A 16,177-nucleotide genomic window follows, 5' to 3' on the forward strand; every position below is an offset into this window, starting at 1 on the left:
GCGGACGGAGCGCCGGCTGGAACGTTGTTCGTGCCCAACTGAATTCCCGGAGCCGGACGATGACCCTGTTGCGTTGCTGCGCCATCGCGTTGCTGGCCGGGCTCACCGCCACCGGCGAGGCCCGGGCCGAGCCGGCCGCGCCGGCGGCGTGGGACGTCAGTGCCATCCTGTCCCTGCGAGCTGACGCGACGGCGGGCGGCGCGCTCATCACCTCCGCCGTGTCCAACCCCTTCGGCATTCAGGCGGGCATGGCCGGCACGATCGGCGTGAACGCCACGGGAAAGCTCTCCGCGGCGTTCGAGATCGTTTCTACCTACGGCCTGATGCGCCTGGACCTGACGACGCGGTCCGAATCCATCCTGGCCGTTGCTGGCGGGGAGGGGAGCTACGTCACGCTTTCCGGCGAGGCGGCGCCGGGCGGGGCCGGGCTGGTCGCCGGGGCCTTCAGCTTCGTCGGGCAGCGGATCGGCGAGGATACGATCGGGGTGCTGTCGCTCAAGCTGCCGGACTGGTCGAGATCCGGCCTCTTCGGCGCCGGCGCTTTCGCCTTCGGCGGCGCGTCCGCCTCTCTCGCTGGCTCGGCCTATCAGGCGACGGGACCGAGCGGGGATCCCACGCTGGGGCCCTCGCCCATTGCCGTACCGGAGCCGGCGGCTCTCCTGTTGTTCGCGGTCGGCGTCGCCGCACTCGCGGTGCTGCCACGGCGGCGTTCGGCCCGCACCTGAGGCGGCCGGGCGGACGTGGTCGCTGCTACGCCCGCACGCCCTTTGTCTGAGACCAGCGTTCCATCCGGCGGCGGGTCAGGGGTTAGATGTTTAGTCCTACGGTGTAGTGATACGCTGGAACGGCAAGCCTGGATGGACGGGCAGTGGGAGGGGTTCTTCACGGCGGCGCCACGACGACGGAGGCAGTCCGTCGCGCAATCCAAGCTAGTCAAGCGAGCGTAAGGGCCCTGGCGGCCCGCCATGACATCGGCCCGACGACGGTGCAGAAGTGGCGGCGTCGGGACTTCACCGCCGACGCCCCGATGGGGCCCCAGGCGCCCCGCTCCACCGTCCTCTCCCCCGAGGACGAGGCCGTCATCGTCGCCTTCCGCCGCCACACGCTCCTGCCGCTGGATGACTGCCTCTACGCCCTCCAGCCATCGCTCCCACACCTGAGGCGGTCATCCCTGCATCGCCCGCCTCCCGGAGGCGTCCGAGCCCGAGCGATCCCGCTTCAAGGCCTACCCGATCGGGTTCTTCCATATCGACGTCGAACCAGCGGTTTACCGGACATCGCCGAGGTGCACACCGAGGGGGGGCGGCTCTACCTCTTCGTCGCCGTCGATCGCACCTCGAAGTTCGCCTTTGCCCAGCTGCACGAGCGGGCCACGCGACGGATCGCCGCCGACTTCCTCCAGGCCCTCGTCGCGGCCGTCCCCTACCGCATCCACACAATCCTGACCGACAACGGCACGGGGTTCGTCGACCGCACGCCCTCGAACGAAGAGGCCGAAGCCGCGGCCGACGCCATCTGGGCGGCCACCGACCAACCCCGCATCTGGCGCCGCCATGCCTTCGACCTCGCCTGCGAGCAGAACGGCATCGAGCACCGCACCACCAAGCCCGCCCATCCCTGGACGAATGGTCAGGTCGAGCGGATGAACCGCACGCTGAAGGACGCCACCGTCCGCCGCTACCACTACGGCTCCCATGACGAGCTGCCGCAGCACCTCAAGCTGTTCCTCGACGCCTACAACCACGAGCGCCGTCTCAAGACGCTGCGCGGCCTCACCCCGGACGAATTCATCTGCAAGGCCTGAACGGATCAGCCGTCCAGGTCCACCTCACACCCGACCCACTACACCCTGGGAACGAACATCTGGCGTCAGGCTTTCGCCGGCACGAGGCCCTTGAGTGAATCGGCCGTGTCGAAGTCGCGAAGGACTCCGTCATCCGCGACCTCGACGGCGGCCAGGCGGTCGGCGTGCTTCCCCGTCAGGTGGCGGGCGCCGACGTCGCCGGTGATCGCCTGCATCTCCGCGAAGAACTCGCGGCCCCAGAGGACGGGGTTGCCCTGCTTGCCTCGGAAGGTCGGCTGGATGATGGCGCGGCCTTCCTCAGGGTCGAAGGCGGCGAGAAGACGGTCGAGCATGGGGCCGGGGACGAGGGGCATGTCGCCGAGGCAGACGAGAACTCCCTCAACGTCGTCCGGCAGGGCCCGCAGTCCCGTCTTGAGGGAGGAGGAAAGGCCTTCCGCGTAGTCCTCGGCATGCGTGAGCATGACGGGGCGGCCGGTCAGGGCTTCCTCCACGCGCTCGCGCTCATGCCCCGTCACGACGATGACCGGGCGGGCATGACTGGCGAGGACGTTGTCCACCACGCGCGTGATCATCGTGCGGCCCTCGGGATCGGCGACGAGAAGCTTGTTGAGCGGCGCCATGCGGCGGGACCGGCCGGCGGCGAGCACGATCGCGGCAACGCGGCGCGGCTTGCGCGGGGCAGCGGGCGCCGGGCGGGAAGGGGCGTCGCCGCGGGGAAGGGGCCGGGTCTCGATCTCCTTCAGCAAGCCGCCGACGCCCATGCGCGCGACGTCGCGCCCCGTGACGGGGATGCCGGCGAAGAGGCGCTGGAGCACCCAGTCGAAGCCGTTGACCTTTGGGGACCGCGCGCAGCCCGGCAGGACGAGGGCCGGGACATCGCCGAGGCGGCCGAGGCAGATGAGATTTCCGGGGTCTACGGGCATGCCGAAGTGTTCCACCGCGCCGCCGGCGCGCTCGATCGCGGCCGGCGTCACGTCGCGGCGGTCCACGACGGCGGAGGCGCCGAGGAGAAGGAGGAGTTCGGCGCCGGCGCGGCGGAGGCGCGTCAGCGCCTCGGCGGCGGGGGCGGTCGCGTGCGGCGTGCGTTCGGGGGCAGGAGGATGCCGGCGAGCGCCTCGATCCGCTCGCGCGTGACCTCGATGCCCTTGTCCATCACGCCGGGCTTCATGCCCGGGAGCTCGGTCGCGACCAGGCCGACCTTGAGGGAGCGGTAGGGGTGGAGCGCGATGGGCGCGCTGCCCCGCAGCATCGCCTCGGCGACGGAGAGCGCGTTGCCCGGTGCGGCGAAGGGGATAACCTTGATCGTCGCGACCATGTCGCGCGCCGCCACAGGGCTATGGTCCGGGAGGGTCGCGACGGTGAGGCTCTCGTCCAGCGCGTTCAGGCGGTCCACGCAGGCCGCGTTGACGCGGAGCAGGCCGGCGGTCTCTGCCAGGAGGTTCACGCGGCCCGTGGCGGCGCGGGTGCGGGACAGCAGCGGGCCGATCACGGCATTGGCGAGCCGGTCGGCGGCCTCGTCCTCCGGCACGTCGCCGGGTTCGAGGCGGGCGGCGACGACCTCGCGGTGGCCCGCGGCGCGGAGGGCGGCGATCGCGCCGGCGTCGAGGACCGTGCCCTTCTTCAAGACGGCGTTCGGCAGGCGGGTGGTGTGGGCGAGGATGGCGCCGCGGGCCTCGTCGAGCGGGGTCGGGCCGAAGATCATGCCGCCATTCTCACGGTGTCGGTCTCACGCCGCAGGCCGGCGCTTGCCGCGGCGGGCGGCGACGACCTCGGCGACGATGGACAGGGCGATCTCCGGCGCGGTCATCGCGCCGATGTCGAGGCCGACGGGCGCGTGGATGCGCGCGATGCAGTCCGGGCCATGGCCGAGTTCCGTCAGGCGGTCCACCCGCTTGGCATGGGTCCGGCGGGAGCCGAGGGCGCCGATGTAGAACGCCGGGGAGCGGAGCGCGGCGTCGAGGGCGGGATCGTCCAGTTTCGGGTCGTGCGTGAGGGTCACGACGGCGGTGCGTTCGTCCGGGGAGAGGGCCGCCATGGCGTCGTCGGGCCATTCGGTCATCAGCGTCGCGCCTTCGGCGAAGCGTTCCTCCGTCGCGAAGGCGCGGCGGGGGTCCACGACGGTCACCGCGAAGCCGGTCGCGGCGGCCATGGGAACGAGGGCCTGGGCGACGTGGACGGCGCCGACGACGATCATTCGGGGGGCGGGGTTGTGGGGGTGGAGGAACCACGCCGCGCCCTCGGCCTCGACTGTCGCGGGCTTGTCGTCGTGCAGCGCCGCTTCGATCGCGACGTGTAGGGCATCGGGCGCCGGTTCCTCCGGCCAGAGGGACTGGCTGCCGTCGGACAGCCGCGTCAGCAGCACGACGGGGCGGCGCGCCGCCTGCGCTGCCTGAAGGCGGGCGAGGAGTTCAGGCGTCAAGCGAGTGGTTCCACGAAGACCTTCAGCTTCCCGCCGCAGGCCAGCCCGACCTCCCAGGCCCGGTCGTCGGTGATGCCGAAGTCGTGCAGCTCGGGCTTGCCGGTCTGCATGACGCGGCGGCCGATGTCGGCGACGGCACCCTCGACGCAGCCGCCGGAGACGGAGCCGGCAAGGCGGCCGGATTCGGTCACGGCCAGGCGCGATCCGGCGGGCCGGGGGAGGAGCCCCAGGTCTCGACGACGGTCGCGAGGGCGACGCGCTCACCGGCCTCGCGCCAAGCGCGGGCGGTGGAGAGGATGTCTTCGGTGCCGCCCATGGGTGCGCCTCGCCTGCGTTCGAGCCGCAATATGGGGGTGCGCCGGAGGGCGCCGCCAGCGGGGGCGTCATGCGGCCCGCGCGGGGCGGGGGACCGGGTCGCGGGAGGACAGGGTCGCGACGAGGGCGGCGAGGCTGTCGAGGTTGTGGACGGGCCGGTGCTCGTGGACGTGGGGCAGCAGGGCGCGGATGCCGGCGGCGCGGGGCTGGAAGCCCTCGAAGCGCAGGAGTGGGTTCAGCCAGATCAGGCGGCGGCAGGAGCGGGAGAGGCGTTCGGCGGCCTCGGCCAGGCCGTCCGCGCCAGCGCGGTCCAGGCCGTCGGTGACCAGCAGAACGACGGCGCCCTGGCCGAGGACGCGACGGCCCCAGACCCGGTTGAAGCGGGCAAGCGAATCGCCGATGCGCGTGCCGCCCGACCAGTCTGGGACCACCTTGGCGATGGCCTGGAAGGCGACCTCGGCGTCGCGGTGCTTCAGGGCGCGGGTGATGTTCGTGAGGCGCGTCCCGAAGAGGAAGGTGTGGACCCGCTCCCGGTCGTTCGCGACGGCGTGGAGGAAGTGCAGCATCACCTGCGCGTAGCGGGCCATGGAGCCGCTGATGTCGCAGAGGATGACGAGCGGCGGCGGGCGGGTGACGCGGCGGCGGCGGGCGATCCCCACGATCTCGCCGCCCAGGCGCATGGCGGCGCGGGTCGTGGCCTTGAGGTCGGTGCGCGGGCCCTGGGGGTCGCGGCGGAAGCGGCGAGTGGGGCGTTCGGCGAGGGGCAGGGCCAGGCGGCGGATGGCGCGCTTGGCGTCCGCGAGTTCGGCGGCCGTCATCGCCTCGAAGTCGAGGCGGTTCAGGCGTTCACGGTCGGAGACGGTGAGGGCCGAATCCTCCTTCGGCGGGGTTTCCTGGCCGGGTGGTGGAGGGGGCGAGGCGCCGCCGGGCAGGGCTTCCGACACCCGGCGGGAGGCCGGGGGGAGGTGCGGCGTCAGGTCCTCGAGGTCGGGCGCGCCTCGGGGGTGTCGGGGTCGCGCCAGAAGAGGTCGAAGGCGGCGTCGAAGACCTCGAAGTGCTCGCGCCGGTGGACCATGGACGCGCGGAGGGCGGCGCGGAACTGGGCGCGCTCGCCTACGGAGATGTGCCGTAGGGCCTCGCCAGCCAGGATCGTGTCGGCCGGACCGACGGGCAGGCCGGCGCGGCGGAGCATGCGGCCGAAGGCCAGGAGGTTGTCGGCCGAGTGACCTGCCCGTCCCGACGAACTCAGGGGACGGCCGCGGCCGCGTCGCGCGCCTCCTCGATGCGGCGCGCCAGCTCGGCGCCGCGCAGCTTGGCGATGTCGTCCTGGTACTTGAGGAGGACGCCGAGGGTGGCCTCGGCCGCCGCATGTTCCAGGGCGCGCTCGTCCAGCGCGTGCAGGGCGCGGGCCCAGTCCACGGATTCCGCGACGCCGGGCGGCTTGAAGAGCTGGTCACCGTCCCGCAACGCCTGCACGAACGCCACGACCTGGGCCGAGAGTTCGCGCGGCACGTCGGGGGCGCGGACATGCAGGATGGCGCGTTCCCGCGCCGCGTCGGGGTAGTCCACCCAGTGGTAGAGGCAGCGGCGGCGGATGGCGTCGTGCACCTCCCGCGTCCGGTTGGACGTGATGATTACGACCGGCGGCGTGTCCGCGTGGATGGTGCCGAGTTCGGGGACGGTGATCTGGTAGTCGGCGAGGACTTCGAGGAGGAAGGCCTCGAAGGGCTCGTCCGCACGGTCCAGTTCGTCGATCAGGAGGAGGGCTGGGCTACCCTCGATCGCTTGCAGGAGCGGTCGGGATTCGAGGAAGCGGCGGTCGTACAGGCCTCGCTCCAGCGTCGCGCGGTCGCCTTCGCCCGCGGCCTCGGCCAGGCGGATCGCCATGAGCTGGCGGGCATGGTTCCACTCATAGGCGGCGGAGGAGAGGTCCATGCCGTCATGGCACTGCAGTCGTACGAGGCGCCGGGGCAGGCGCGCCGCGAGGACCTTCGCGATCTCCGTCTTGCCGGTCCCGGGCTCGCCCTCCAGCAGGAGTGGGCGGCCCATGGTGAGCGCCAGGTGGACGGCGGTTGCGAGCGCCCGGTCGGCGACGTAGCCGCCGCCGGAGAGGAGGGCCTGGGTCGCCGGGACGTTGGGGGGAGGCGGGGGCGCGGCCCCGTGACCGTCCGGCAACTCAGCCGAAGGCGAAGAGCAGCGCGAGGATGCCGACCATCGCGCCGGAGCCGATCCAGAAGACGATGGGCATGCCCAGCGGCTCACGCGGGACGGTGTTCAGCAGGTTCGAGAAGCGGCCGGCGGAGGTGTCGGCGCGCATCTCGCGCGGGGCGCCGGCGGTGGCGTCGGCCATGGCGACGGCCTCGCGGCGGCCCATGACGACGGTGGGGGCGCCCTCGACGGCGGTGTTGCTGGTGTTCGGGTTGGCCATGATGTCCTGCGCTGGTTCGACGGGTGGCGGGGCGAGGTTGGCGGCGAAGCGGTCGAAGAACTGGTCGGCCATCTGCTTCGCGGTGCTGTCCACGAGGCGGGCGCCGAGCTGGGCCATCTTCCCGCCCACCTGGGCCTTCACGTCGTAGGTGAGAAGGGTCACGCCGGGCGCCTCCTCGGCGAGCGCGACGTCCGCGCCGCCGCGGGCGAAGCCCATCGCGCCGCCCTGGCCTTCGCCGCTGATCGTGTAGCCCTCCGGCGGGCGAACGTTGGACAGTGTCACCTTTCCCGTGAACTTCGCGGACATCGGGCCGATGCGGACAGAGACGCGGGCCTGGAAGGAGTCGTCCCCCGTGCGCTCGACCGACTCGCAGCCGGGAATGGCGGCCTCGAGGACGGCGGGGTCGTTGAGCGCTTCCCAGACGCGCTCGCGCGGGGCCTCGATCCGTCGGGAGCCGGTCATGTCCATGGGCAGGGGGTCCCTCTCTCGGGCAGGGCAGGCTGGGGCGCGGACGGGCCGGGATCGCCCCGGCACCGGCCGTCGCTGGCCCTGTCCACGCCGATGGCCGATAGCGGCCGGCGGCGGCCGGGTCCACCCGGGGATTGCCCCGGAAAGGGCGGGCGGGGAAAGGGGGGGCGGCTTGCGGGTCCCTGCACCGGTGGTATGGCCGCCGGGCACGGGGGTGGTTGTTAGGGGTCGGGATGCGGGGCTGGTGGATGGCCGGGATCGGGGCGGCGCTGCTGCCCGGGCCCGCCCTGGCGGCGGTGGAGGGCGCGGCGATCCCGCCGGTTCTCGGGCTGCCCTTCGCGGGGATGCTGCTCTCCATCGCGCTCATGCCGCTGCTGATCGGGCCGGTCTGGCACCACCACTACGGCAAGATCGCGCTGGGCTGGGCACTGCTGTTCCTGCTGCCCTTCGCCGCGCTGTTCGGGGCATGGGAGGCAGCGGGGCTGGTCGCCCATGTCGCGCTGGATGAGTACCTGCCGTTCCTGCTGCTGCTGCTCGCGCTCTACACGACGGGCGGCGGGGTCGTGCTGCGCGGGTCGCTGTCCGGGTCGCCGGCCGGGAACACCGTGCTGCTGGCGTTCGGGACGGCCATTGCCAGCATCATGGGCACAACCGGCGCGGCGATGGTGATGATCCGGCCGGTGATGCGGGCCAACGCGCACCGGAAGAGGAAGACGCACGTCTTCGTGTTCTTCATCTTTCTCGTCGCGAACATCGGGGGCGGGCTGACGCCATTGGGCGACCCGCCCCTCTACCTCGGCTTCCTCGCCGGTGTGCCCTTCTTCTGGCCGCTGCAGCACCTGAAGGGGGAGGTCGCCTTCTGCGCGGCGATCCTGCTGGCGGTCTTCTACGGCCTGGACACCTGGCACCACCGGAAAGAGGGAATCGTCCGCGACCCCGCGCCGCGGGAGAGGCTGCGGATCGGCGGGGGGATCAACGTCGTCTTGCTGGCCGTGGTCGTGGCGATCGTGCTGATGCAGGGGATCTGGCACCCGGGAGAGGTCACGCTGGCCGGCGTCCACGTGCCCTTCGAGCGGCTGATGGCGATGCTGGGCTTCGTGGCGATCACCGCCGCCTCCATCGCCCTGACGCCCACCGCGCTGCGGGAGGAGAACGGCTTCGCCTGGGGGGCCATGGCCGAGGTCGCGAAGCTCTTCGCCGCGATCTTCGTGACGATGGCGCCGGTGCTGGCCATGCTGCGCGCCGGGCGGGAAGGGCCCATGGGCGGCTTCGTCGCGCTGCTCTCGGGGCCGGACGGGGCGCCGATCCCCTGGGTGTATTTCTGGGGTTCGGGGGTGCTGTCGTCGTTCCTCGACAACGCGCCGACCTACCTGGTGTTCTTCAACCTGGCGGGGGGCGACGCGGGGGCGCTCACCACGGCGGGTGCGCTGACGCTCGCGGCGATCTCCTGCGGGTCGGTGTTCATGGGGGCCAACTCCTATATTGGGAACGCGCCGAACTTCATGGTGAAGGCCATCGTGGAGGAGAGCGGGTTCCGGATGCCGTCCTTCTTCGGCTACGTCGGCTGGGCCTGCCTGTTCCTGGTTCCGATCTTCATCGTCGCCACCTTCGTCTTCTTTCGCTGAGGGGAACCTTCCCATGCCCTACGTCATCGCCGACGACCTGCCCGACGCCCCCGCCGGCGTGCGGTTCCGGGAACTTCTGGAACGCCCGGGGATCCTGCGGCTGCCGGGGGCGCATACGGGGATCGCGGCGCTGCTCGCGAAGCAGGCCGGGTTCGATGCGCTGTACATGTCGGGCGCCGCGATGTCCGCGACGATGGGGCTGCCGGACCTCGGCATGATCACGGTGGACGACGTCTGCTGGTACATCCGCCAGGTGTCGCGCGCGGCGGGGCTGCCGATGCTCGTGGACGGGGACACGGGTTATGGCGAGGCGCTGAACGTCATGCACATGGTCCGCGCCTTCGAGGAGAGCGGGGCCGGCGCCGTGCATCTGGAAGACCAGCTGCTGCCGAAGAAGTGCGGGCACCTGAACGACAAGAAGCTGGCAGACGCGCGGGACATGGCCGCGAAGGTCGCGGCGGCGCGGAAGGCGCGGCGGAACCTGTACATTATTGCCCGGACGGACGCGGCGGCGAGCGAGGGGATGGACGGCGCAGTCGCCCGCGCGAAGATGTACCTGGAGGCCGGGGCCGACGCGATCTTCCCGGAGGCGCTGACGACGGCGGAGATGTTCCGGGAGTTCGCCGCCCGCATGCCCGGCGTGAAGCTGCTGGCCAACATGACGGAGTTCGGCCGCACACCCTTCTTCACGGACCGCGAATTCGAGGAGATGGGCTACGCCATGGTGATCTGGCCCGTGTCCCACATGCGCGTCGCCAACAAGGCGATGGAGGAGCTCTACGCCGCCATCAACCGCGACGGCGGGACGCACGGGATGGTGGAGCGGATGCAGACGCGGTCGCAGCTCTACGAGGCCATCCGGTACCACGACTACGAGGCGCTGGATTCCACGCTGATCAAGACCGTTGTGCCCCAGGGCATGCCGCAGCGGGAGGAAGCGTGATGCGGCGCGCCTTCCTTGCCCTTCTCGTCGCTCTGCCGTTTGCGGCAGCGGCGCAGGACGCGCCGCAGCCGCGGCTGCCGACGGAGCCGCTGACGATCGTGACGCGCGACGGGGTGCGGCACGCCTTCACCGTCGAGATGGCGGTGGATCCGCAGCAGCAGATGGTCGGGCTGATGTGGCGGCCCGAGGTGAAGCCGGACGAAGGGATGCTGTTCGACTGGGGGCAGCCGCGCGAGTCCGCGATGTGGATGCGGAACACCATCACCTCACTCGATATGGTGTTCATCACGCAGGACGGGCGGGTGCTGCGCATCGCCGAGCGGACGACCCCGCGGAGCCTTGCGACTATCTCCTCCGGAGGGCCGGTGCGGGCGACGCTGGAACTGGCCGCGGGGACGGCGGAGCGGCTCGGGATCCGGGTGGGCGACCGCGTGGAGCAGCGGATCTTCACGCCGCGCTGAGCGGCAGGATCAGGGTCTCCCCGACGAGGGGGACGCGGAAGCCCTCCGCGCGCAGGCCGCTCGCGGCCCGGCCAGCGCGCAGCGCCTCTGCCGGGGCTTCCACGCCTTCCTGGGTGAGCTTGAAGGTACCGAAATGCATCGCGATGGCCGTCCCGACCCGCAGGTCGGATTGGGCGTGTAGAGCCTCCTCCGGGTTCATGTGAACGACCTGCATGAACCAGCGCGGTTCATAGGCGCCGATCGGGACCAGGCCGACCGCAAACGGGCCTAGTCGCGCGCCGACCTCGGCAAGGTGGGGGCCGTAGCCCGTGTCGCCGCAGAAGATCAGCGCCCCTGCTGCGGTGTGGACGGCGAAGCCGCCCCAGAGGGCCTTGCCGCGGTCACGGATGCCGCGCGCGGAGAAGTGGCGCATCGGAACATACGTGATCGCGGCACCGGCGACGTCGCGCGATTCCCACCAGTCCAGGTCCTCGCCGCCCACGACGCCGGCGCGGTCGAGGATGGCGGTGTTGCCGAGGCCGGTCAGGATTAGCGGTGCGCGCAGGCGGCGCAGCGTCGGCAGGTCCATGTGGTCGTAGTGGTTGTGGCTCAGCAGCACGGCGTCGAGCGGCGGCAGGGCGTCAAGCGCCAGCCCGGGGCGGCGCACGCGCCTCGGGCCGAGGAAGGACAGGGGGCTGCACCGCTCCGACCAGATGGGATCGGTCAGCAGCGTCGGGCCGCCGGCGAAGCGGATGAGGAAGGTCGAGTGGCCGACGAAGGTCACGGCGACGTGGCCGGGCGGCGGTTCCGTCGGTCGGGGCTGGGGCGGGTCCTCGATCCAGTCGGGCCAGGGCGTGCCAGAACCCTCGCGCATCATGCGCCAGACGTCGCGCAGCGGCTGGCCGGAGGGCGAGCCGTCCGGGTTCAGGAACCGCCCGCGTGGGTCGCGGCGCGCGGGCTGCGGCGCGGGAAGGTCGCTCAGGCCGCGTCGACCTTCACGCCGAGATCCCCGGCCAGGTCCATCACGAACTGCCAGGCGACGCGTCCCGAGCGGGAGCCGCGTGTCACGGTCCATTCCTTCGCGCGGGCGTGCAGGTCGTCGCGCGCGATCGGCAGGCGGAACGCGTCGGCGTAGCCCTCGACCATCGCGAGGTAGGTCGGCTGGTCGCAGTTGTGGAAGCCGATCCAGAGGCCGAAGCGGTCGGAGAGCGAGACCTTCTCCTCGACGGATTCCGAGGCGTGGATGGCCCGCTGCTGCTCGTTCTCGATCATGTCGCGCGGCATGAGGTGGCGGCGGTTGGAGGTCGCGTAGAACAGGACGTTCGTCGGCCGCCCGGCGATGCCGCCGTCGAGGACGGATTTCAGTGCCTTGTAGTCGGCGTCCTCCCGCTCGAAGGACAGGTCGTCGCAGAAGACGAGGGCGCGCCGCGGGGAGTCGCGAAGGATCTCCAGCAGGTCGGGGAGGGTGCGGATGTCCTCCCGCGCAATCTCGATGAGGGCGAGGGCGCCGGGGAGCTCGGCGTTGGCGGCGGCGTGCGCGGCCTTGACGAGGGACGACTTGCCCATGCCACGCGCGCCCCAGAGCATCGCGTTGTTGGCGGGTAACCCGCGGGCGAAACGCAGCGTATTCTCCAGCAGCAGGCCACGTTGCCGGTCCACGCCCTGCAGCAGGGCGATGGGAACGGCGGCGATGCGGCGGACGGGAGATAGGCGGGGGAGCGGTCCGGGATGCCAGATGAACGCATCTGCCCCGTCCAGCCGCGGGGATGCGGGCGGGGCGGGGGCCAGGCGCTCCAGCGCCTCGGCGATCCGGGTCAGGGCGGCGTCGTTCATGCGGGCAAGGGACTTCGGCTTGACGGGAGGGGGGCGGAGGCTAGTTTCCGGCCGGCCTTCCCGCAACGTTCCCAGCGGACAACCCCCCTCTTTCCAACCCAGGACATCGCAAGACCATGTTGATCTCGACGGCCTATGCGCAGGACGCGGCCGCCGGCGGCGCCACGGGACTGATCATGCAGTTCGCGCCGCTCATCCTCATCTTCGTCGTGTTCTACTTCCTGCTGATCCGCCCGCAGCAGAAGAAGATGAAGGAGCATCGGGAGATGCTCGGCCAGCTCAAGCGCGGCGACCGGGTCGTCACGGCTGGCGGGATCGTCGGGAAGATCACGTCGGTGAAGGAAGGTTCGGACGAGATCGAGGCGGAGATCGCGCCCAATGTGCGCGTGACCCTGGTGCGCGGAACGATCAGCAGCGTGATCAAGCCGCAGGCCGCGAACGACTGATCGGCCTGATCGGCCGATCATCGCCGAACGGATGGGCGCCGGGGCGATGGTCCCGGCGCCCTTTTCGTATCCGGCGCGTTCGCCTTAAGCGCTCTGGCCGGACTTCAGCCCGCCCTGCTCCAGCAGCTCCGCGACCTTCTCCCAGTTCACGAGCTTGTCGAGGAAGTTCGACAGGTAGTCGGGGCGGCGGTTGCGGAAGTCGAGGTAGTAGGAGTGCTCCCAGACGTCGACGCCGAGGATGGGCGTGCCCTCGCCGGTGGCGACGGGGTTGGAGCCGTTCGGGGTCTTCGTGACCTTCAGCTTGCCAGCGCCGTCCACGATCAGCCAAGCCCAGCCCGAGCCAAACTGCGTCACGCCTGCCTGCTTGAAGGCGTCCTTGAACTGCTGCAGCCCGCCGAAGTCGCCGTTGATCTTGTCGGCGAGGTTGCCGGGGATCCTGTCGTCACCTCCGCTGGGCGACATCACCTGCCAGAACAGGATGTGGTTCCAGTGCTGGCCCGCCTGGTTCAGCACAGGGGTGCCGTCGGCGCCGGCCTGGCCGGCCTCGGACACGATCTGCTCCAGCGTCTTGCCGCCCAGGCCCTTGCTCTCGATCAGGCCGTTCAGTGCGGTGACATAGGCCTGGTGGTGCTTGCCGTGGTGCAGCTCCAGCGTCTCCTGCTGCATGCCGCGGGCGGCCAGCGCGCCGGGATCGTAGGGCAGGGGCGGCAGGGTGAAGGGCATCGTGTCTCTCCCGAGGGGGTGTGCGGCAATCTCGCGCGGGCGGCGGGTGCGGCCAAGGGCGCTCCCGCTCACGCCGGCGCGAGACCTGGGCCGGGGGCCCATGTCCGTCAAGCGAGGGTGGCGGCAAGCGAGCGCGGGGTTGCGCGGGCGGGGCGGGCGGACCATCCACGACGCATGGCCGAGACGCCCGCCCTGTCCGCCGTGGGCGCCATCGCCCGCCGGCACGATCCCGACCGGTTCTTCTGCGCCCTCTTCGCGCCGGCCGAGAGGCGTGAGGCGGTCTTCACCCTCGTCGCATTCAACCACGAACTGGCGCGCGCGCGGGAGGTGGCGAGCCAGCCGATGCTCGCGCTGATCCGCCTGCAATGGTGGCGCGACGCGATCGAGGAGGTTGCGGCGGGACGGCCGCCGCGCCGGCACGAGGTGGTCGAGCCGCTTGCGGGGCTGCTTCGCGCCGGGGAGGTCGAGGCGGGAGACCTGACGGCGATGGTGGATGCGCGGGACGCGGAGGCCGGAGGGCCGCCGGCGTCGCGGGCCGCGATGCTCGCCTGGCTGCGCGGGACGTCCGGGGCGCTGGCGGTCTTGACGGGGCGGCTGCTCGGCGCCCCGTCCTCGGTCCTTCCGGCGCTGCAGGAGATTGGGCTGGACTACGGCGTTGCGGGGGTCCTGCGGAGCCTTCCCGCCTACGCCGCCTCCGGCCGCAGCCCGCTGCCGGCAGACGAGGTGACGGCCGCGGGGCTCGCGACGGAGGGGGCGGTGGATCCGGCCTCGCCAGCCGTGCGGCGCATCGGCGGCGATCTGGCCGGCGACGCCTTGCGGCGGCTCTCCGACGCTTCCGCGGGCTTGCGGGTCCTGCCGCGGACTGCCTTCGCTGCGGCGCTGCCGGGCGCGCTGGCGCGGCGCGACCTGCGGCGGATTGCAGCGCCGGGCTGGGCGCCAACGCCCGCTGCCGCACGCGGGCTGGGTGATCGGCTCGCCGTCGTCCGCGCCTGGGCGCTGCGACGAATGTGACGGAAATGCCGGTGCCGCCGGAGGTTCGCTTGCGCCATGGTCGGGAAACGCAACCGCCCCGGAGCAGCCCATGGGTCTTGCAGACCTCCGCGCCGCCTTTCCCACGCGGCCTCTTTCGCTCTCACCGCCGATCTCGACCTGGGGGAACTGGGCCGGGGGGCTGGTGGTGTTGCTGCTCGTCGGGGGCTTCGGCTGGTGGGCGTCCGCGGCGCTCGTGCCGAGCCTGCTGAACGACTACGCGGTGCGGGGATCGGCGGTCCCCGTCAACGGCCGCATCGACGGGCGATGCCGCAGCAAGTATGGCCTGTTCCAGGACTGCGAGGTCACGATCACGGCGGGCCAGGGGAAGGACGGACGGTCCTTCAGCAGCAGCGCGTCTTACCTCTTCGTCGAGCCGCACATGGGCAGCTACACCGTCCAGGTCATGGCCGATCCGCAGCGGCCGGAGATGCTGACAACCGACATGGGGCAGGAGCACCTGACGAACCGCAGCGTCACGCTGGCGGTCATGGGGCTGCTCGCGCTGCTAGGCGTTTACGGATCCTTCGCGCTGTTCCGGCGCGGGGGGCAGCAGAAGCGGCTGATCCGGGCGTTGTCGGGCCAGAGCCTGACGCCGGTACCCGTGCGTATCGGGCGCGCGAAGGAGGGCTGGACGGTCGTCCCGCTGGAGGGCGGGGGGCAGAGCGCCTGGCAGTTGCCGAAGAAGGCGGAACCGTTCTGGCTGAGCCCACGCGACGGGGTGGCGCTGGCCGTGACTCGGCCGGGCGGGGCGCTGGTGCCGCTCGACCGGGATCTGCGCTGGGCCGACTTCACCGACGACGAGCGGGCGCGGATCAGGGCGGTGGCGGAGCCGGCCTGATCCGCAGGTGGGGCGGCTCGCGATCGGGTTTCGTGCGCAGCGACGCCGCCTGTAGGCTTCGTCCCGGAGGATGAACGGCATGATGCGACGGAGCTTGCTGGCGGCAGGGCTGGGCCTGCCGCTGGTCGCGCGGGCGGAAGGCGGCGGCGCACCGATCTTCGCCGCCGGCGCAACGCAGGACGCAGTGACGGAGCTGCAGCGCGGGCTGCGCGCGACGGGGCGGCCGATGCCCGGCGCGCTGTTCGACACGGTCGGGGCCATCCGTGACCGCATCCTCGCGGGCGAGCGTCCGGCGGTGACGCTGCTTTCGGCCGAAGCGATCCGGGCGCTCGAGGGGCGCGGGCTGCTCGTGGCCGGCGCGGTCGCGGAGGTTGGGCGGACGGGCGTAGGCCTCGCTGCGCCGGCCGGGCGGCCCGCGCCGGAGATCGGCACGGCCGAGGCGTTCCGGGCGACCCTCCTGTCGGCCGACAGCATCGCGGTCGCCGATCCGGAGCGCGGCGCGACGGCCGGGCGGCACTTCTTCGCGGTCCTGGACCGCCTTGGCCTCTCGGAGGCGCTGCGGCCGAGGCTGCGCCTCGTGCCCTTCGGCGGGGAGGGGGTGGACATGGCGGCGCGGGGCGAGGTCGCGCTGGCCGTCAGCCAGGCGACGGAGATCCTGCGGCGGCCGGGCGTGCAACTGGTCGGGCTGCTGCCGGAGGAGCTGAACCTCTGGACCGCCTACCGGGTCGCAATCGTGCAGGACGGACCGGAGGCGCGGGCGCTTTTCGCGCTGCTGACGGGCGAAGCGGCGCGGGATGCCTTCGCGCACAGCGGCTTCATCCCCGCCGACGGGCCGCAGCCGGTCAGGCGCTGACCCAGGCAGA

Annotated in this window: 18 protein-coding genes and 2 pseudogenes; 9 read left to right on the forward strand and 11 right to left on the reverse strand. The window is 72.0% G+C overall.

Annotated features, from left to right (window positions below; translation table 11 throughout):
- Window positions 1-59: 59 nt before the first annotated feature.
- Window positions 60-725, forward strand: a complete 666-nt coding sequence (locus tag ACE7GA_RS21145; RefSeq protein ID WP_376091129.1) for a PEP-CTERM sorting domain-containing protein — start codon at window positions 60-62, stop codon at window positions 723-725.
- A gap of 143 nt (window positions 726-868) precedes the next feature.
- Window positions 869-1,864 (forward strand): annotated as a pseudogene (locus ACE7GA_RS21150) (IS481 family transposase); the annotation flags it as partial.
- 5 nt (window positions 1,865-1,869) lie between these two features.
- On the opposite strand, the gene ACE7GA_RS21155 reads toward ACE7GA_RS21150, so the two are convergent.
- The 8 genes and pseudogenes from ACE7GA_RS21155 to ACE7GA_RS21190 form a co-directional block, all read right to left on the reverse strand.
- The gene (locus ACE7GA_RS21155; protein ID WP_376100442.1) at window positions 1,870-2,778 is read right to left on the reverse strand and encodes an NTP transferase domain-containing protein; all 909 of its coding nucleotides are present in this window, start codon (window positions 2,776-2,778) and stop codon (window positions 1,870-1,872) included.
- A gap of 71 nt (window positions 2,779-2,849) precedes the next feature.
- Entirely contained in the window at window positions 2,850-3,506 is a 657-nt protein-coding gene (locus tag ACE7GA_RS21160; protein ID WP_376091132.1) for a hypothetical protein, read from the reverse strand.
- A gap of 24 nt (window positions 3,507-3,530) precedes the next feature.
- On the reverse strand, window positions 3,531-4,223 hold the full coding sequence (locus tag ACE7GA_RS21165) for an XdhC family protein (protein WP_376091135.1): 693 nt from the start codon (window positions 4,221-4,223) through the stop codon (window positions 3,531-3,533).
- A pseudogene (locus ACE7GA_RS21170) lies at window positions 4,220-4,539 on the reverse strand (XdhC family protein). The gene ACE7GA_RS21165 and the pseudogene ACE7GA_RS21170 overlap by 4 nt, the downstream one beginning before the upstream one ends.
- A 67-nt stretch (window positions 4,540-4,606) precedes the next feature.
- Window positions 4,607-5,482: a VWA domain-containing protein gene (locus ACE7GA_RS21175; protein WP_376091138.1), complete on the reverse strand. Its 876-nt coding sequence runs from the start codon at window positions 5,480-5,482 to the stop codon at window positions 4,607-4,609.
- A gap of 29 nt (window positions 5,483-5,511) precedes the next feature.
- On the reverse strand, window positions 5,512-5,730 hold the full coding sequence (locus ACE7GA_RS21180) for a hypothetical protein (protein WP_376091141.1): 219 nt from the start codon (window positions 5,728-5,730) through the stop codon (window positions 5,512-5,514).
- A 53-nt stretch (window positions 5,731-5,783) separates the two neighbouring features.
- Window positions 5,784-6,713, reverse strand: coding sequence for an AAA family ATPase (locus ACE7GA_RS21185; protein WP_376091144.1), 930 nt, complete (start codon window positions 6,711-6,713; stop codon window positions 5,784-5,786).
- Window position 6,714: 1 nt separating this feature from the next.
- Window positions 6,715-7,434 (reverse strand): CoxG family protein, encoded by a 720-nt coding sequence (locus ACE7GA_RS21190; RefSeq protein WP_376091147.1) that lies wholly within the window; start codon window positions 7,432-7,434, stop codon window positions 6,715-6,717.
- Window positions 7,435-7,682: 248 nt separating this feature from the next.
- Here ACE7GA_RS21190 and ACE7GA_RS21195 point away from each other — a divergent pair, with 248 nt between their 5' ends.
- The 3 genes from ACE7GA_RS21195 to ACE7GA_RS21205 are packed head-to-tail and all read left to right on the forward strand — an operon-like array spanning window position 7,683 to window position 10,463.
- Entirely contained in the window at window positions 7,683-9,059 is a 1,377-nt protein-coding gene (locus ACE7GA_RS21195) for a sodium:proton antiporter (RefSeq protein ID WP_376091149.1), read from the forward strand.
- A 13-nt stretch (window positions 9,060-9,072) separates the two neighbouring features.
- The gene (prpB, locus tag ACE7GA_RS21200) at window positions 9,073-10,002 is read left to right on the forward strand and encodes a methylisocitrate lyase (protein ID WP_376091152.1); all 930 of its coding nucleotides are present in this window, start codon (window positions 9,073-9,075) and stop codon (window positions 10,000-10,002) included.
- Window positions 10,002-10,463, forward strand: coding sequence for a DUF192 domain-containing protein (locus ACE7GA_RS21205; RefSeq protein ID WP_376091155.1), 462 nt, complete (start codon window positions 10,002-10,004; stop codon window positions 10,461-10,463). The genes prpB and ACE7GA_RS21205 overlap by 1 nt, the downstream gene beginning before the upstream one ends.
- Here the strand turns inward: ACE7GA_RS21205 and ACE7GA_RS21210 are convergent.
- Window positions 10,450-11,319, reverse strand: a complete 870-nt coding sequence (locus tag ACE7GA_RS21210; protein WP_376091158.1) for an MBL fold metallo-hydrolase — start codon at window positions 11,317-11,319, stop codon at window positions 10,450-10,452. The two genes, ACE7GA_RS21205 and ACE7GA_RS21210, sit on opposite strands and share 14 nt — an antisense overlap.
- A gap of 101 nt (window positions 11,320-11,420) precedes the next feature.
- Window positions 11,421-12,275, reverse strand: a complete 855-nt coding sequence (locus ACE7GA_RS21215) for an ATP-binding protein (protein WP_376091161.1) — start codon at window positions 12,273-12,275, stop codon at window positions 11,421-11,423.
- Window positions 12,276-12,391: 116 nt separating this feature from the next.
- Between ACE7GA_RS21215 and yajC the strand changes: the two genes are divergently transcribed.
- Window positions 12,392-12,721 (forward strand): preprotein translocase subunit YajC, encoded by a 330-nt coding sequence (gene yajC, locus ACE7GA_RS21220; RefSeq protein ID WP_376091164.1) that lies wholly within the window; start codon window positions 12,392-12,394, stop codon window positions 12,719-12,721.
- Between the two features lie 84 nt (window positions 12,722-12,805).
- Here yajC and ACE7GA_RS21225 read toward each other — a convergent pair whose 3' ends face one another.
- Window positions 12,806-13,444, reverse strand: coding sequence for a superoxide dismutase (locus ACE7GA_RS21225; protein WP_376091167.1), 639 nt, complete (start codon window positions 13,442-13,444; stop codon window positions 12,806-12,808).
- 174 nt (window positions 13,445-13,618) lie between these two features.
- Here ACE7GA_RS21225 and ACE7GA_RS21230 point away from each other — a divergent pair, with 174 nt between their 5' ends.
- From ACE7GA_RS21230 to ACE7GA_RS21240, 3 genes are all read left to right on the forward strand, one after another.
- Window positions 13,619-14,455: a phytoene/squalene synthase family protein gene (locus ACE7GA_RS21230; RefSeq protein WP_376091170.1), complete on the forward strand. Its 837-nt coding sequence runs from the start codon at window positions 13,619-13,621 to the stop codon at window positions 14,453-14,455.
- A 70-nt stretch (window positions 14,456-14,525) separates the two neighbouring features.
- Window positions 14,526-15,314 (forward strand): hypothetical protein, encoded by a 789-nt coding sequence (locus ACE7GA_RS21235; RefSeq protein ID WP_376091173.1) that lies wholly within the window; start codon window positions 14,526-14,528, stop codon window positions 15,312-15,314.
- A 79-nt stretch (window positions 15,315-15,393) separates the two neighbouring features.
- Window positions 15,394-16,167, forward strand: a complete 774-nt coding sequence (locus tag ACE7GA_RS21240; protein ID WP_376091176.1) for a molybdate ABC transporter substrate-binding protein — start codon at window positions 15,394-15,396, stop codon at window positions 16,165-16,167.
- The last annotated feature ends 10 nt before the right edge of the window (window positions 16,168-16,177 follow it).

This window comes from Roseomonas sp. CCTCC AB2023176 (genome assembly GCF_042259275.1).
GTDB lineage: Bacteria > Pseudomonadota > Alphaproteobacteria > Acetobacterales > Acetobacteraceae > Roseomonas.